Below are 16,925 nucleotides of genomic sequence, written 5' to 3'. Positions count from 1 at the left end.
ACGTTGCTATTCTTTCTTTTTCTGAAAATAAAAAGCAATGGCCGCTATAGCAAATGCGATGGCTGCTGCAGAAAACAATATTCCTGCTTCTCCATCTCTCAAACTAAACAGTTTATTAGCCTGCCAAATACTTAACGACATTAGTATTAAAACAATAATTATTTTTACCCATTTGAGTTTAGAATTTTCCATAGTTTAATTTTAATTAAAATGTTACAAAATTTAATACCAAGCTGATTCACTATTTCCGTAATGTTCCTTATCAAGCCAATATGCGTTACGCTCTATTTGTTGAGATGGTGTAGCCTCAGGCGTTTGCACTTTGCTTTTGTAAAGTGGTGGAGGGAAGCCTTCAGATTTTCGTCTTTTAAAATCCTTCTCTCTATAAATGTTAAATGCATCTCCAGGAGGTAATGGACGGTTCTCTTCATCTAGAAACTTCTTTCCTGTCTTTAAAGTGCGAATTTGTTAAGAAGTATAGCGCAATTCAGCATAATAATAACCAACATATTTAGATTTCTAATTTGGAGAAGTAAAGGTATCAATACTCTTTAGTTTTCCTCTAACTTCTACTATACCTGTTGGTAATAATCCAATTTTAGATTTAATAGGCTTTTTTACTTTTCTTGATAAGGACCATTAATAACTTTTACATCTTAAGATAATTGGCTATATTTCTTACAAGATCATCAAATTTTTTTTCTTCTATATCGTTAACCTAAAATATTAGAGTTAATTCTTCCTTTTTATATTTTATGTTATAAATTACTCTTGTTCCCATGGCTTAAAAAAATGTGATGATATTTATTTAAGTAAGTAAACTGTTAATAAATGTGATTATCACTACAATTAACAAAAGCATAATAATTAAACCATATTTGTTAATTTTATCAGATAATTTGCTTTTATGTAATTCATTTATATAGGAGTCGCTAATTATTAGCTCATTAGAGTCTTTTTTAATAATTAACTCATTTTTTTTATTATATCTAGCTGTTCCCGTTAATACGTATTCTCTGTTATCTTGTAATAGTAAATTTTCTGTAATCATTAATTCATTAGAAATTCTTCTATCAGTTTGATTGATATTATTAAGTAAAATTGCTATTCCTTTTCCTTTTATTTTTATTTTACCCGTATTATCTACAAAGTAGAAATCTTTACATTCTGTATCTGTCGAAACAGTTTCCCAATTTAAAGATCTCTCATTTCTTTTGGTCGTAAACACTTTTCCTTTTATAGAAGTTGGATTGACAGACCTAGAAGAATTATAGCGTGTTTTAAAATGTTTATACCCAATGCAATTGGATTTAGTTAATGGAGAAATTACAGTTTCAATTTGTTCTAGTCGACCTTTTATTTCAATAATTCCGACCGATAAATCTTTAATTTTAGATACATTTGGTTTTTTTCTTTTTTTTTCTTTTTTGTTTTTTTGAGACTCTCCAATAATTATTATTAAGACAAGAAATAAAACAAATAATATGATTAAATAGGCCACTATTTTTTAAAATTACTTAATATTTTAAATTACTTCTAATGGAGCACCAGGTTTAGGGCGATGAAGTAAGAAACGGTAAAAAGTTTTTGAGTATCCTTTGTTACCTTTTTCAATATATTTAGAATATAGTGCAGAATCCCATTGAAACTTCGGTCCATTTAATTCTAATCCTATCATTTTTCCGTTACCAAAAAAGACTAGTTTAAAGTTTTCAAGAGGTACCATTGTAAAGTTATCGCTTTTATAATCTTCAGTATAATAATCCCAATTTTCTCTACAGTCTGATTCTTTAAAATATAATTGTTGCGCAACCCTCTTTTCTTTTTGATATACCAGATTTGCTATTTTATCTAAGTTTTTTTCTTGGAAATTTTTATGTAATTCTTTAAAAATAGTAACAGCTTCTTCTGTTAATTCCTTTAATTCCTCCTTGTCATTTGTAATTAAATTAACAGAATTATTCCAGCCATCAATATCAAAAGGAATTTCGGCTATAAAACTATCTCGGTGTTCAAAAACAGGTAAATCTGGTTGAGTAAAGTAAGGCATTTCTATCCCTTCACTTTCTATAAATTTTATCTCTTTTGGCGATTCCCACTCAAAAATTGAGTATTCACCTGTAGATTCTCCATCCATAAAATCATCTGCCACAATTTCAATATCTAATTGTGCATTTTGCAAGGTAGGATATTTTATCTCTGTTTGACGATTTTGTACAGCTGGCAGTATACGTATTGTAATTTTTTGATTACCACTTTTTAATAATCCGTAATTAATAGGCGCATAAGCACCGTTAATTACTGAACCTATTTTATTTCTATTTACAAAAAAAACTTTCTTATCATTTATTAATATTTCAAAATTACAATTAGCGGATTTAATGCGTACACCGTAATGTTGTTCTTCTTCAAAGTGTTGTACAGTTTTGTATAGATCTAAAATATCTTGTTGTGTGTAAATTGTATTCATAAAATCTTTTTCTTTAGATTGATTACAGGAAATATTAGTGATCAATATTAAAATATAAATTAATGTTTTATTTGTCATAAGTTTTATTAGCATCTACCTAAAGGAATTTTCATATCTAATTCAGCCTCATAAGGGTCCATTACCACGTATTCACCGCCTACTTCTCCATCAACTTCTGCAATTGATTCATCGCTACCAACTTTTCCAAATTCACCTTTTCCTTTAGCTGCAATTGTTACTGTCAATCCATGAAATTTAAGTATTGGATTAAGATAAATACCATCTGGGTAATTATTATTGTCTTTTACCCATTCTACAGAACCGGAAATGGTTATTCCAGTTACTACACTAGCATAAGCATTTAGCTCAATAACAGCTTCATAGCTCCAAGCTTCATATTTTTTAGTGAATTTAATACCTGCATAAACTTCCATTTCAATACGTCCACCAAGTACTAACGGACTATCTGTTGTTGGATCTTTGAGGTCCTTAAAGTCTCCAGGCATAATATTGTTTTCACCTGTAGCTGTATTATAAAAGATATGCCCTTTACAGAACACTACCCCAGATACAGTGAGATCTAAGCGTATTTCAAAACCACCTAATTCCAATATTGTTAATGCTACTTTTACTAGAGGATGTGATTTTTCTACTAGTGCCATAAAATTAAGTACAATTTCTGCACCAATAATTGGATCAAATATAGCGTTAATATCTATGGTAGTACCAATTTCGTTTTGATGGCTATTTTTAGGATTAGCTGCATGCCAAGAACATGCCAACGCTACAGATGGAGGTATAATGTTTACGGACATTAATGGTTTTAGTTTAAATAGACCCAAGATGGCTTTTAGTTTTTTCTCTCTGTCAGCTTCGGTACTATCTAATTCTTTCTTTTTAGGTTTTGGGTTTTTAGAGTTATATTTTTTTCCTTTTTTGTCAATATTACCTTCTTTTTTTCCTCCAAAAATATCATCTACAATTTTTTTAAATTTTAATACAGTCTTAAGCATCTCGACGTACTTTTGATAGCCAGCGGTGATTTCAAATTTTTCTGTTGGTCTATCCCACTCTGCCCATAAAGCCAAAGTAATATCTGAGATACCATGTTCCAGATTGTCATCAAAGTCGTACAAATCTGGACGCTGTTTACTAAGTTCAGGATCTTTATTTGCTTTTTTTCTTTCCTTTTTCTGATATTTTGCTTTACTCTTTTCGTGTTTGGTAATTTTCTCTTCGTATTCGTTTTTTTTATTCTTATACTTGGTTTGTAGTTTATTTAAATTTTCTTTTCGTTTAATTGCTTCATTTTTCTTATTCTTAAGTTTTTTCTTTTCAGCTCCAGATGCCTTTTTTAATTGTCTTTCAAATTTTTTAATTTTTCTTTCTGACTTAGCTTTATTGCCTTTAACCTCTTTAGACATTTTATCATATTTGTCAGCAAGGTCTTTATTTCTATCTATTTTATGGTCATAGGTTTCTTTAGCGTCTTCATTTACTTTCTCTAAACGTACTTTATAGTCTTTATATTGACCTCGTATTTTATTAAATTCTTCAGGATCTGTATTGTAACAAAATTGTAATGTCCATCTGATGTCTGGGTAGGCATCAATATTGAGTACTACCTTTTTTTGCCTGCAAGTTTGTATACTTATTTGATACTGCTGAATGTTAGATGCACTTGCTGGCCAAATATATGCAACTAAATCTTTTAAGCGTTCATTATCTGTATTCTTTCCATATTTGTAAGGTATACCAATGTTAACTTCTGTATCCGAAGATGCTTCTTTACAATATTTATCATTATTTACTGCTAAACTTTTTTCTGTGTATCTTTTAAAACCACCTATAACAGAATCTACATCTACAGAACCAAATACTTTGCCCCATTTTCCTTCATTGCCACTATCTATTTGTTTAAATATAGTTTCATTTATGTTTTTCTCTTTAGGCTTGCTCTCTTTTGCGGGACTAGCAGAATCTTTAAGGACAATTGCATCTTCAATATTAGAAAAATTTAAAACTCTTCCTTCGTGTTTAAGTTTTTCGTTTTGTTCAAATAAACAATATGAAGTATCTGTGTCTAGTTCTATTTTTACTTTTCTTTTTCCTTCTCTTGGACCTGCTACAACAGCAAACGACATTTTTTTAGGTTTTAATGAACTATTAGAATCGTAAATAGTAGCTTTTGTTTCTCTAGTTTTCTCCTCGTCGTCTTTAAAAGTGTAGCTTGTAATAATCTTCGTATAAAAGCAAGGTTTGAAATCAGCTGTATCTGTTGCAATATTTCCAATTTTTACGGGTTTATTCCCAGATTTGGTTGCACTGATAAGTGCTCTTTCTTTCTGTTCTCTTTTTTTAATGACTACTATTGTATCCTTAAAACTAGTCGGTTTTGCATCTTTTAGTAGTGGTTTAACAATAGGATAAACTTCTAATACTTTTCCTTCTTTAATCCATTGCATATCCGCACGGACATTAATAATTACTTTTTGCTGATATATTTCAGGAATTTTAACACTTTTTAATTTCTTTACCTCACGCTGAAAATGTTTTACAGGTTTATTGGTTTCGTCTTTAATATCTTTGTCTAACAATAGTATTTTATCAGAATAAACTAGATTTTTATCTAATAATGATACTTCTATGTCATGGCCATAAAGTCCAGAAGTATATATATGTAATTGTATTCCTTCTCCAAAAAACTTTTTATCTTTTACAATCGCTCCTTTATTGTCGGATTGATATTCTCTCCATTCAACGCGATCTATACTTGGGGTGCCAATGGTGTTTACAAAATAGCCATAAGGTGCTTTATAAGTTGGTTCTTTATTGGGGGCAACAGCCTCGAGCCAAATAAGCCCCCCTCCTGTAGCTGCTTTTGATATACTAAAATATATCTTTTTTCCTTTGAGAACAGCATGATACTCTAGATTTTTTGGCCTTCCAATAAAAGCACTACAAATCCATCGTATATTGGCAATTTCATCAGGTTCTAATTCATCTGTATTTGCCGTTACTACTATTTTCGTTTGGGGATTGGTAGTAATTAGATAGTTCTCACTATCTACTGTTACTCCATCGGTTTTTTTTATTATAAGTTTATTTGCTTTAGCCATATTCCAATCCTGTCAACTATTTATAAGTTCTCTTTTAATTTTATTTCTTTATTACCGTCAAAAATAAGCCACGTTTTATTCATTTATTGTAGAGCCTTTTTTATAATTTATTGTTTTTATAATTTTTCCCTGTCTATCATATGTGCACCATTCTCCTTCTTTTTTACCATTTTGATAATTCCCTTCTTGTTTAAGGATGCCTGTTTTGTAGTAATCCTTATATTCACCATTACCTCCAGTTCCAAAATCTGTTCGATATTGTATTTTCTGTATAGTGTCATACACTCGATATTCTCCATGGATTAAACCATATTTCCAATTTTCAGTTTTTATCAATTTATTTTTATAAGTAGTTGTCCAAAGACTATTTTTGTACCCCTTGCTAAATGTTCCTTGTTCTCTATATCCTGTTGATTCCCCTAAATTATAATTAATACCTGTATAGTCCGCTACTTTTGTTGTAATCAAAATCTTATATTTTCCATTAAAAATTATTTCCTGTTTACTATCAGAAAATAGTTCTACTCCATCTATAATTGAAACCTTAGTATTAATAGAAGTAGTTAAACGTTCGAAATCTTCCTGTTGTTGTGAATAAACAATAAAGGATATAAAAAGGAATAGTATATTTAGAATTTTCATAGTTTCTTTTTTGAATAAAATTTAACAACATCATCCTGCATTGCTTTCCATTGGTATTTAGAATAACTGGTTTTTTTATAAGGGTTTTTTCTTATAATTTCATCATTACTATCACGAAGATCTGGATAGTCCATGAAATTTTCGGTAGTCGCTTGATCAAATGTTAAGGCTTTATTTCTATAATGAATATTTAGGTATGAACGTAAGTCTTTGTATCGTTCTTTATCCAGCTTCCATTTTTGAGCAATTATCTTTTTTGGGGTGTTAGCATCTAACATCTTTTGATAAATTCTATCAAAGCTCTTTATTTCTTCATTAAACATATCTATAGTTTCTCTTTCATGATATGTTCTAAAAGTATGTGTTAGACCTAACACATGAGAAATTTCATGAGCAAAAATTGAGGGTTCACTTAATCCCGAATCATATATTGCCAATTTATTGCCATCAATATCATTTAACATTCCTTGTCCAGCCATTTCTTTATTTTGTAATGGTGATAGGAACATAAACAATCCTCTTTTTTTAGAAAGTAAAGGATATTTATTCTCAAACTCTTTTGTGAATTTTGAAATTGAATCTCCTAAAAATATATTGTTGTTCTCTTCGATAATCAAACCATCTTCTAGCCATTCTTCCTCATTAATTACAAGGTCATAGACTTTGCCTATATTACATTGAAGTAGTCCTTGATTTAGCGATTGTGTATTTAGGTATTGTTGTAAGTTTTGTAAATTTCCTTTTAAATCTTTGTTTAAATCTTTGTTTAAATCTTTGTTTATATCTTTAAGGCCTTCATATAGTTTATCTTCAAGGTTTTTTGCATCACTATCTTTATTTTGCCCTCTTAAAACTCTAATTGGAATAATTTCAAAATGTAAGTCTTCGTGATTAGAATTTTTAAGAAAATGTATTTTTCCTACGATAGTATTGTCCTTGTCCTTTAATTTTATAGTCGTATCTTCAGTAAGAGGGTCGTCACAATATACTTTTATTAAAACATCGTCTATATCCGCTTCGGACACCTTTACCTCATTAGGTTCAAAACGTATACCATTTTTAGAAGGGAGTTTTATAATATCTTGTTCAGTAATGGGTATATGGTCATTATGCGTATAAACGCTTAGAAGTAATTCTACTCCTTTCTGTTTAGGAAACATAGATAACCAGGGCACAAAATATTCTCCTTCGATCTTAAACGGAGTATATTCGGTTTTTAATTTTTGATAATCATTACAGGTACTTTCTCTTCTATCGTTTTCTAGTATATAAGTATATCTCATCCAATCAAACCCAAATGTTCCACTATAGTCATAAGGCCTAGAAAAGTGTGCTTCAAATTTCAAGTTTTTCTCTTCTTGCATATTTTCATCAAAGACACCTCCAGAAATAGTTTCCTGCGCTTGACTCATCTCTTTGACATTAACTAATGGATTTAAATGACTCTGAATTTCTTCATCTGCTTCTTCGACGTTACTGCTTCCTGCTGCCACTGTTTGTCCATGCCACGTAAACTCCACACTAGGAGAGCCGGAAATAGCGCAGATACCTTTACTGTTTTCTGTTAATATTTGTCCTTGATTGGATAATATTACTTTATCATAAAAATCTTGCCACTGGGTTATTGCTGGGACACATGGCAGGTAACTACTTGATGTTGGTTGTAATTTACATTGGCCAAAAGTTTTTGCCTGTAATGGCATACCAAGATCCATGGTATTAGCAATTAGTTTTTTGCTACCGGCAGAATCATTAATATATTCTTTTTGCTGTGATTGAACGACCAATACATCTGGCGTAAAACCAAATTGGCACTTACAGATTGCTCCATCTACTACTATATGTCCTGTACTCATATTTTTAGTCTATGTTTAGTAACTATTATTTCTTTTATTTACCAAAAAAGAAAGAAAATTTTTTCTTCTTTTTTGGTAAACTTTTTTCGTTTTCTTCTTTTGTTTTTTCAATTGCCGCCTTTTTTTGAGCCGACGATTGAGGTGTTTTATTTTTTAAATTATATATCTCGATAGATATTTTTTTGCTTTTACCTGAAGGAAAATTTAAATTACATACACCGGTAATAGCATCTATAAGTAACGAGTTTTTGTATAGTTGGTGTTTTATTGCAATTTCACCTTTAACAGGTCGTTTTGTTTTTTCAAACGAAATTTGATTACCTCTAAGTATATCCTTTTCACTTCTATGATCTATACAAAGCCCTTTTTGATTAAAAATAATATCTCCTTTTTTGTTAGGATGTTCAATTATTTTATTTTCAATGGCATAACTAACACCAGGTGCGTATGGTATAATTGGAAATTTTAATTCTTTGCGTGTTTTACTTTTTACAGAGCTAGTGTATATAGGAGAAAAGAATAATGTTATAAACCAGTCCCGTTGTAATATCAAATCTGTAAGTTTCTTTTTATCGTAAATAATACTATCCATATTATTTACTAGTAATGATACTTCTTTACTGTTATATAGTTGTTTTATATTTTCTTTTTCTCTTTCCCATCGTTCTATAATAGTGTGTTGATTAACTATGTTTAGGACCTTTGCTTGTTTATTAACTTTTAGATTAAGTGGATAAATTACTTTTCCACATCTTTCCGATAACTCGTCTATAAGAATATCTGGTTTTTTCTCATTTATATAAATTTGATGTTTAAAAATTTCAATTTCAAAATAATCATCATCCGTTTTATTAATGCAAAATATATCTATCTCAAAATGAATTTGGAGTTTTTTTTGAACTTCATCTTCAAAAACTAGTACTACACCGTATGTTCTGGCTACACCTAAAGGATTGTAAATATGCGAGGTATATTGACTCGCACTTTCTTCTTCTGTTATTATATTAGTACCAAAATCAAGTTTTGCCATATTTTACTAAAGTCTTAAAATAATTTGATCTTATCGTTTGCTTGGATATCAACTTGCTTAGAGCTAACCAATTCTAAATTATCTTTAGAGCATTCTAACCTCATTTTTTCCGCATTTAGTAATGTCTCTTTAGCGACTAAAGTTTTTTGATCTTCTACCATTTCAGTCGAATTTTTTGAAGATAAAGAGGCGTCCTCAGTAACTCTAGTAATCATATTTGTACCAGCATTTATTTTAACTTCTTCAGAGGCATTCATCTCAATATTTTTAGCATTTAAAGTAATATTTTCCATTGCTGAGATTTCAATATTATTATTTGCTGTATCAATGCGTATTATGTTACTGTTTTTATCAATGATAGTAATAAATTCTGCCCCATCAGTATCATTTAATTCAATAGTATGCCCGCTTCTAGTCTTAATAGCCTTAACATCATTAGTACTACTCTGAAAAGCACCTGCTTTAGCAGCTCCATTATACAAACTTCCTAACATATACGGATGCTCTGCATTATCACCTTCAAACCCAATTAGCACTTCCTCATCAAGTTCCGGTATAAAATGGAAGCCTTTGTCTCCACCGGCATGAGGGGTTACAATACGTATCCAAGGCGTCATTTCTCCTGTTATTTTTTGCCAAGGCATTTGTACACGTATTCTACCAAGACCTTCTGGGTCTGCATTTTCTAAAACTGTAGCGGTTTGTGTACCACTTTTAGGAAAGGCATTGATGTTGGTGTTAGGGTAAGCGTCAAAATCTGCAGTAACAGCTTCAAACCTATTTTCGTAATCGCCGTTTTCTCTATTACTATGTGTAATACTTATAACTCTATAATTTGCACCTTCTACTTTTACAATGTTTCCTAATTTGACTCCTGGGTTATCACTAATACCATTCAGTTTTACCTGCTGCATTTCGATAGCCTTTTTCTGTAACTCGATACTAGAATCTAATCTTTGTTTAGCTTGTGGGTCATTATATAAGTTGTGCCATACTTTAGTTTCTTTATTATAAATGCTATTAGATTTACTAGATACAAAACCACTGTAACCACTGGCACCAGAACTGATGTCTTTAGCGTCTTTTTCGTGAGTATCGTTTAATAAATAATCATTAGCATAAAACTTATAATTATGTGATTGTGGTGTCAGGTTTAGGTTGTATTCTTTAAGATCAAAACCATAGGTTAAGGCTAATTCTTCCGCTTCAGGTGCTCCAAAGACTAATTTAGAGCCATTATAATAAAACCACTCGCCATATTGCGCAGCTAAACGGCTTGCGTAATTGTAAGCACTTTCTCCGTTTTGAACAGAGTAGTGTAGGGTAGCGGTGTTATTGGGTTGTATTAGGACTTCTAATTTAGATCTATCGTAGTCGCTAAAGGTGCGGTCTAGTATTTCTGCCAATGAGACATCATTATAAGAGGCATAATGTGGACCATCATCTGCTATAAAGGTTGGGCTTAAGGCGGTAATGACAACTTCGTCTCCAGAACTAGCTTCATGCCCTTTTATAGTGGTTATTTGCGAGACAATACCTTTAAACTCTAATGCTTTATAACCACTAAAGGAACCTAAAGCAGACGTTTGAAGTGTTATAGTTTCTCCTAAATAATTTTTACTAGATTCTCCAAGGGCTTGAGTTAGATTTTCTAAAACGTCCATACGGCAGACCAACTCTAGTCTGTGATGGGCATCGATACTTTGATGAAGCTCTATCGATTTAAAAGCTTTAATCTCTGTTCCTGATATAAATATAGTGGTGTTGCTTTGTAATGCCATAGTCTTATTATGTTATTAAAACTGGGTTGAATTAGTCTGTTTTTAGCTTTTATTGAAAGCCTAATGTTTGTAATGTAAAATACACTTTAAAGATTAACTAATATTGTGTTGATATATGATCCTTTATTGCTGTAATAGGTAACCATTGCTTTTTTTCTTTTTTATACCATACACGAATGATATGTTCTTCATCTTTTGTACCCCACAACACAATTTTAATTGGGATGTTATTTTTTTCGTGCGCTTCTCTTGAATAATAATTTTCCAAAATCCGTGTTGGTCCCATATAGCCATGACCTTTTAAAATAAATTGATCATCCAATAGTGTTAACCTACAAGTTGCTATTGCTTTTTTGTAACTAGCTTTTGATAAAAAGGATATTGTAATAGAATCTTCTAAACAAAAATAAGTGGAGTCGATTGTTTTATTTACGACTACTTTTTTAACCTTTTTGGTAGGGCTATTGTTACAAGACGAAAAGGTCAGTAGTCCTAGCAGAATTATATAAATTGGTTGTATCATTTAAAAAAAGTAATAAAACTGACTTCTGGAATCATTGAATTGACCTCCATTTTAATGTCACGGATATATCGTGTTCTAAGTTCATTTCCAATATTCATTAAAGCTTTGGTGTCTTTAACATGTATAGGTTCATACTTTGTTCTATCCTCTTCACGTTTATAAGCATTACCATATTCGTCATCAACACCAATAGTATGACCAAACTCGTGTTTTACCGTATTTTGGTTTATAGCTCCTGATACTCTTCTTTTAGTATCTATATGTGCTAAATATATTTTTTTCTCTGTTAGATTTACTCTAGATCTAAATTTTTCTGCAGACTTTGTCTTCTTAACATTAGCCAACCAATGCTGATCGGAAGTCACCCATTCTATATCAAATTCTAGATTAAATTCTTTTTTGTGTAAAGATCTACTGCTAGAATTTTCGTCATGGACTAGAGCCCAAAACACAAATTGACTTCCCCATTGTTGCCAAATGACATTATCTGCTTTTTGGTGCCATTCTTTTTTTTCTAAGTAAGACCAATTTGGTAACCCTGAAGCAGAGGACCATATATATTTCCATTTTTGACGGATAACAATAGTTTTTCGGCTAGGTTCAATATAGATATCGTAATTATCGGTTTTTTTGATGTAGTTCATCTGTAAAAATAGCGTTTAAGTGGTAGTCATGTACAAATTAAGTGCGTGCAGATTTTAGTGCACAGAATAGTATTGCTTATAAAAATAAACAATACTAGGGTCGTTAACTATAATATTAAAGTTAAACGTTAAAAAGGTCAAATAACAGACTTGCAGAAATTACATTTTTGCTGGCCAATTATTTGTATAGGTTGTTCCTTTTATACTGACTTCTTTTGCTGAAATAACAACACGGGTTTTTAATGGTTGTGATCCTATAGCATCAAAATCTTCGACATAGTCCAAGCAATAGGCTTCACTAAAATCTACGGTTTTAAGGCTAGACATGTTATCTCTTTTGTAAAAGACGATACTCCCATTTTTGGTCATGTTACTAGAAATCATCCACTCTAAAAAGTCTGTTTTATTTGTGGATTCTATAAGAATAGTTATTTGTCCTCCTCGAGGTTTTTGTGATGGTCGACCTGTATTATCAGCGCCTTGGTGAAAACCAAAAGAGCACTCCAAAACATTCATTTGGTCATCATCAATATTTAGTTTTGCTAAAAATGACATAGTTAAGTGGGTTAAAATGAATAAAGACAAAACAAAGGGAGTAGCCATGAGCCCTCCCTTTAGTAATACTATTATGATAATTAAAAAGAGTTTAACTTAAACCCAGTCATTAACATGTTCTCCATTACCAATTCCAATTCCTTTAGCAGAAATTACAAAAGACTCAGACATTGGATTTTTTCCAGTTGAATCAAAGTTTTCGTAATACTTAACCATGTAACCTTCTGTGAATTTTAATTCTTTAGAAGTAGAGTCACTATCTCTTTTTAAGAAAACGATAGATCCATCTCTACGCTCAAAATTGTTAAACATCCAGTCAGAAAGACTAGTATCTGCAGTAGACTCTACAGTTAATTTAATTTTACCTCCTCTTGTGATAGAAGAAGGTCTTCCTGTAGCGTCAGTTTCTTGGTGTAATTCATAAGAAGAATTTAACACGTTGTACTCTTGTCCACCTACTTTAAGTTTTGCTTTGAAAGCCATAATAAAAAATATTTAATAAATTTAAAAGCCATTATTGGCATGGTATAAATGTATAGACATCGTAGAGCGTCAACAAATATATTCGTTAAATAGTTGATTTAATCGTTTAAAAGCGTAACAAATTTAAATATTTTACTTTTAATTGTTGGTTGCACACGGTTATAGTTATTTGATTGTCAGTGTACATTGTCTTAAAAATCGGTATACTGCTTATACTATTTGAATTATTAGAAGAAATAACAAAAAGCAATATGTTTTGAATAAGATTCTTAGAAGTAGCACTTGTGATTAATTTTGTAAGCCAAATGGTTGTATCACTAGGTGTCCTTTAAATTATAGTTTAGAACAGCTTAAAACGATTTTGGAGTTGTTAAGATTGGTGGTAAAAAACAAATAGTGTTTTCCTCCATCTTTTATTTTAAGCTTTTTTCTTATTTGGGTAACTGCTTCGGGAAAATTACGAGTGGTAACATTAGCTTGCTTTAAGCCTATGTGTTTAGTAAACTCCTTTTTATTGTAGTTAATAGTGTTATCTATTTTAAATGTTCTCCCAGGAAAGTCAATTAAATTAGTACTTGTATATAAATGCGAGTGCTTATGTAATTTATAGATATTTAGTGTGTTTGCAATACTATTGAAGGCACCAGACTTTAAAATAGCAGCATTGGGCTCGTATAAATAGGTGAGCGGTAAACTATATTCTGCAACTTCTATATTTTCGGTTTCTAATGTAAAATTAAATTCTTGAGTATCTCCATTTTTAATATTACTTGTTTTAATTTGAATGTCACCAGTAAAATTTTCTTCTAAAACCCAAAGTAATTCTTTAACTTCATTATTTACAGCCACGCAATGTATGGTTTTTACATTTTGAAGCTCATTGCTGCCCGATTTGATATCTAATAACGGAGATGTCTTAATTAATATGTTTTTTGCATGCTTAAAAAGCATCGTGACATGTTCAGGGATATTAGGTAAGCAATCTTTTAATAAAAATACTTTTCCTTTAGTGTCATCTCTTCTAGATGGGTCAACATAGATCCAATCTAGGGTTTTATCCAATTGGTTTAAAACCTTGATGCCATCTTCTGGATAAAATTTAATATTTTTAATTTGTAAAACAGAGGCATTATATGCCGCTATACTGGATAGTATTTTATTAATATCGCAATGCAGTACCGTGTCTACTTTTTTAGAGAAATACAAACTATCAACACCAAATCCACCTGTTAAATCTATTAACGAGTGGCCTGAGACCAGATTAGCTTTGTATTGGGCAGTAACTTCTGAAGAGGTTTGCTCAATATTTAACTTAGATGGAAAATAGATATTTGGCGCATTAAACCAAGTCGATAGTTTTTTCTCGCATCGTTTTTTAGCTTCAATTTGTGTAATTATATCCTGCTTTAAATGGTCTTGAAACGGGATACCTTTTAAGGCTAACGTCGCAATATCAGAATTTATATTATTATTTATAAAGTCTTGGATAGCACTATTTAAAATGGCTTTATTAAAATTAGTCATCTAAGCCTTTGGTCAATTTATTTACAACTCTATATTCTGATAAAAACTCTTTAGAGACCACTTTTAAAGCTGTATAGGTTGGTATTGCTACTATCATACCTACAATACCGAAAAGTAATCCTGCGATAATGATTACTAAAAATATCTCTAGAGGATGTGATTTGACACTTTTAGAGAATATAAAAGGTTGACTAAAAAAATTGTCGACTAATTGTGCAACGACATAACCAATCATGACGTAGATTGTTTTAGGCAGAATAACATCACTAAAATTTTCGCCTAAGTTACTTGACATACTTAATAGGATAAGTAAAAAAGCACTTATTATTGGTCCTATATATGGTATGATGTTTAATAAGGCGCAAAGCGTTGCTATTATAACTGCATTTTGAATGCCAAAAATTAATAAAACAATAGAGTAGATTGTAAATAATATTAGCAATTGTAAAAGTAAACCACCAAAATACCGCGTTAATAAATCACGAATGGTTACAAAAGATTTTCTTAAACGTTGTTCGTGTTTTTTGGGAAGTACTGTAACTAAACCTGTACTCATTAATTTACTGTCTTTTAGAAAGAAAAAAGAGATAAATAATACAGAAAATAATCCAATACTAAAACTTCCAAACCCTGAAATGATATAGTTTAAAAACTCTGGAATTACACCAAAATTAATGCTCGACATAAATTTTGAATCTTTTATAGACGCTTCAACTTCTGAAGAATTTAATCCAAAATGACTGATTGCTTCTGTATATAAATTTTCAATATTTGTTTGCAGCAAATCAATGTCTAATAGTGCCAAATTTTGACCTTGTTCTATAATTAAAGGTATAAACATACTGATAATACCAAATAGTAAGCCTAGAAAAATAAACATTGTGGTCACGACCGCTAATGTGTCAGAAAATTTTAATTTACTTTTAAGAAACACAACCAACGGTCTTCCTAGTAAGGCAATAATACCAGCAATTACTAGGTAAACTAATACAGATTGTATTTTGTAAGTAAACCATAGTAATCCAATTACCCCAACTATAGTGGCTACTGCTCTTAATATTCCGTTTGATATTGTTTTTGATGTCATACTGTAAATATAGAATATTGTATTCTATTTTATTAATAACTGCTTAGTAATTTCGTAAAGTGCTATGCTGGTTGCTTGGACAACATTCATGCTACTATTTTGTCCAAACATATCTATGTGAGCTATAGTGTCACTTAATTGTAAAATGGCTTCTGAGACGCCAAAATTTTCGTCACCAATAACTAAAGCAATAGGCTGGTTATTATTAAAAACAGACTCGTGTAATGGTTGACTATTAGTGGTTATTTCTAAAGCCACAATCGCGTAGTTTTCTTTTTTAAGTTGAAGTACAACCTCTAAGGCAGAATCTACAACCTGGTAATTGACAACTTTTTCAGTAGCACGAGAGGTTTTAGTCATTTTCCGTCCTAATGGTATATCTGAACCACAAAATATAAGGGTCTCTATCCCAAAAGCATCGCAAGCTCTGAATAAGCTTCCTATATTTGGTGCATTTGTTACGTTTTCGCAAATAACAGTTATTGGAAATTGTTGTTGCTTAAAATTAGAAGTATAGTGGGTATGTTGCATTTTTTAGTAATCCGGTTTATGTTTTTACTAAATATCACTTAGTTTTCAAAAGCATATTTTATAATATTAGCTCCCATTTGTAAGGCTTTTAAGCGGATGTCTTCTGGATCATTATGTATTTCTTGATCTTCCCAACCGTCTCCTAAATCGCTTTCAAAAGTAAATAAAACAACTAAACGCTCTTTACTATATAATCCAAATGCTTGAGGACGTTTACCATCGTGTTCGTGTATTTTTGGCAGACCATCTTTAAACTGAAAAGCGACGCTAAAAATAGGATGGGTACTTGGTAGTTCTTCCAATTCTTGGTTTGGAAATATTTTTTTTAGCTCTCTAGTAATATAGGGTTTCATACCGTAATTATCATCAATATGCAAAAAACCTCCCGATTCTAAATAGCGTCTTAAATTAGTAACGTCGTCATCTTCAAAAAGTACATTACCGTGACCAGTCATATGTAATAGCGGAAATCTAAAAACATCCACACTACCAGCTTCTACCGTTTCTGGTTTTTCTGTCATTTGTGTGTCAATATTGGCGTTGCAAAATTTTATAAGATTTGGTAAAGCGGTCGGGTTACCATACCAGTCACCACCTCCTTTATATTTAAGTATGGCTAGATCTTGACTAAATGAGAAAAGAGAGAAAATTGATAATAGTAGAAAAAAATTAAGTTTCAT

16 protein-coding genes are annotated in these 16,925 nt (G+C 31.0%); all 16 read right to left on the bottom strand.

The window, feature by feature from the left end; genetic code table 11:
• Positions 1–6: 6 nt before the first annotated feature.
• Positions 7–192, bottom strand: coding sequence for a DUF202 domain-containing protein (locus E9099_RS17375; RefSeq protein WP_136584777.1), 186 nt, complete (start codon positions 190–192; stop codon positions 7–9).
• 616 nt (positions 193–808) lie between these two features.
• The gene (locus E9099_RS17370) at positions 809–1,501 is read right to left on the bottom strand and encodes a hypothetical protein (protein ID WP_136584776.1); all 693 of its coding nucleotides are present in this window, start codon (positions 1,499–1,501) and stop codon (positions 809–811) included.
• A 24-nt stretch (positions 1,502–1,525) separates the two neighbouring features.
• Positions 1,526–2,548, bottom strand: a complete 1,023-nt coding sequence (locus tag E9099_RS17365; protein ID WP_136584775.1) for a hypothetical protein — start codon at positions 2,546–2,548, stop codon at positions 1,526–1,528.
• Positions 2,549–2,556: 8 nt separating this feature from the next.
• Positions 2,557–5,589: a hypothetical protein gene (locus E9099_RS17360; protein ID WP_136584774.1), complete on the bottom strand. Its 3,033-nt coding sequence runs from the start codon at positions 5,587–5,589 to the stop codon at positions 2,557–2,559.
• Positions 5,590–5,664: 75 nt separating this feature from the next.
• Positions 5,665–6,231 (bottom strand): toxin-antitoxin system YwqK family antitoxin, encoded by a 567-nt coding sequence (locus E9099_RS17355; RefSeq protein ID WP_136584773.1) that lies wholly within the window; start codon positions 6,229–6,231, stop codon positions 5,665–5,667.
• Positions 6,228–8,087, bottom strand: a complete 1,860-nt coding sequence (locus E9099_RS17350; RefSeq protein WP_136584772.1) for a DUF4280 domain-containing protein — start codon at positions 8,085–8,087, stop codon at positions 6,228–6,230. Before E9099_RS17350 ends, E9099_RS17355 begins: the two co-directional genes overlap by 4 nt.
• Positions 8,088–8,121: 34 nt before the next feature.
• The gene (locus tag E9099_RS17345; protein ID WP_136584771.1) at positions 8,122–9,117 is read right to left on the bottom strand and encodes a hypothetical protein; all 996 of its coding nucleotides are present in this window, start codon (positions 9,115–9,117) and stop codon (positions 8,122–8,124) included.
• Positions 9,118–9,131: 14 nt separating this feature from the next.
• The gene (locus E9099_RS17340; RefSeq protein WP_136584770.1) at positions 9,132–10,898 is read right to left on the bottom strand and encodes a type VI secretion system Vgr family protein; all 1,767 of its coding nucleotides are present in this window, start codon (positions 10,896–10,898) and stop codon (positions 9,132–9,134) included.
• Positions 10,899–10,995: 97 nt separating this feature from the next.
• Positions 10,996–11,421 carry a hypothetical protein gene (locus E9099_RS17335; RefSeq protein WP_136584769.1) on the bottom strand — a complete coding sequence of 142 codons (426 nt, stop codon included), beginning with the start codon at positions 11,419–11,421 and terminating at the stop codon, positions 10,996–10,998.
• Entirely contained in the window at positions 11,418–12,065 is a 648-nt protein-coding gene (locus E9099_RS17330; RefSeq protein ID WP_136584768.1) for a hypothetical protein, read from the bottom strand. The genes E9099_RS17335 and E9099_RS17330 overlap by 4 nt, the downstream gene beginning before the upstream one ends.
• A 159-nt stretch (positions 12,066–12,224) precedes the next feature.
• Complete coding sequence (gene tssD, locus E9099_RS17325; protein WP_136584162.1) at positions 12,225–12,620, bottom strand: type VI secretion system tube protein TssD; 396 nt, start codon at positions 12,618–12,620, stop codon at positions 12,225–12,227.
• A 96-nt stretch (positions 12,621–12,716) separates the two neighbouring features.
• A complete protein-coding gene (gene tssD, locus E9099_RS17320; protein WP_101019101.1) occupies positions 12,717–13,103 on the bottom strand; it encodes a type VI secretion system tube protein TssD in 387 nt (128 codons plus the stop codon).
• Positions 13,104–13,436: 333 nt separating this feature from the next.
• A complete protein-coding gene (locus tag E9099_RS17315; protein WP_136584767.1) occupies positions 13,437–14,627 on the bottom strand; it encodes a THUMP-like domain-containing protein in 1,191 nt (396 codons plus the stop codon).
• Positions 14,620–15,714: an AI-2E family transporter gene (locus E9099_RS17310; RefSeq protein WP_136584766.1), complete on the bottom strand. Its 1,095-nt coding sequence runs from the start codon at positions 15,712–15,714 to the stop codon at positions 14,620–14,622. Before E9099_RS17310 ends, E9099_RS17315 begins: the two co-directional genes overlap by 8 nt.
• A 24-nt stretch (positions 15,715–15,738) precedes the next feature.
• On the bottom strand, positions 15,739–16,245 hold the full coding sequence (locus E9099_RS17305) for a TrmH family RNA methyltransferase (RefSeq protein ID WP_136584765.1): 507 nt from the start codon (positions 16,243–16,245) through the stop codon (positions 15,739–15,741).
• 38 nt (positions 16,246–16,283) lie between these two features.
• On the bottom strand, positions 16,284–16,925 hold the full coding sequence (locus E9099_RS17300; protein WP_136584764.1) for a DUF4159 domain-containing protein: 642 nt from the start codon (positions 16,923–16,925) through the stop codon (positions 16,284–16,286).

This window comes from Psychroserpens sp. NJDZ02 (assembly GCF_004843725.1).
Classification (GTDB): Bacteria; Bacteroidota; Bacteroidia; order Flavobacteriales; family Flavobacteriaceae; genus Olleya.
This window is presented reverse-complemented; position numbering and strand designations above follow the sequence as displayed.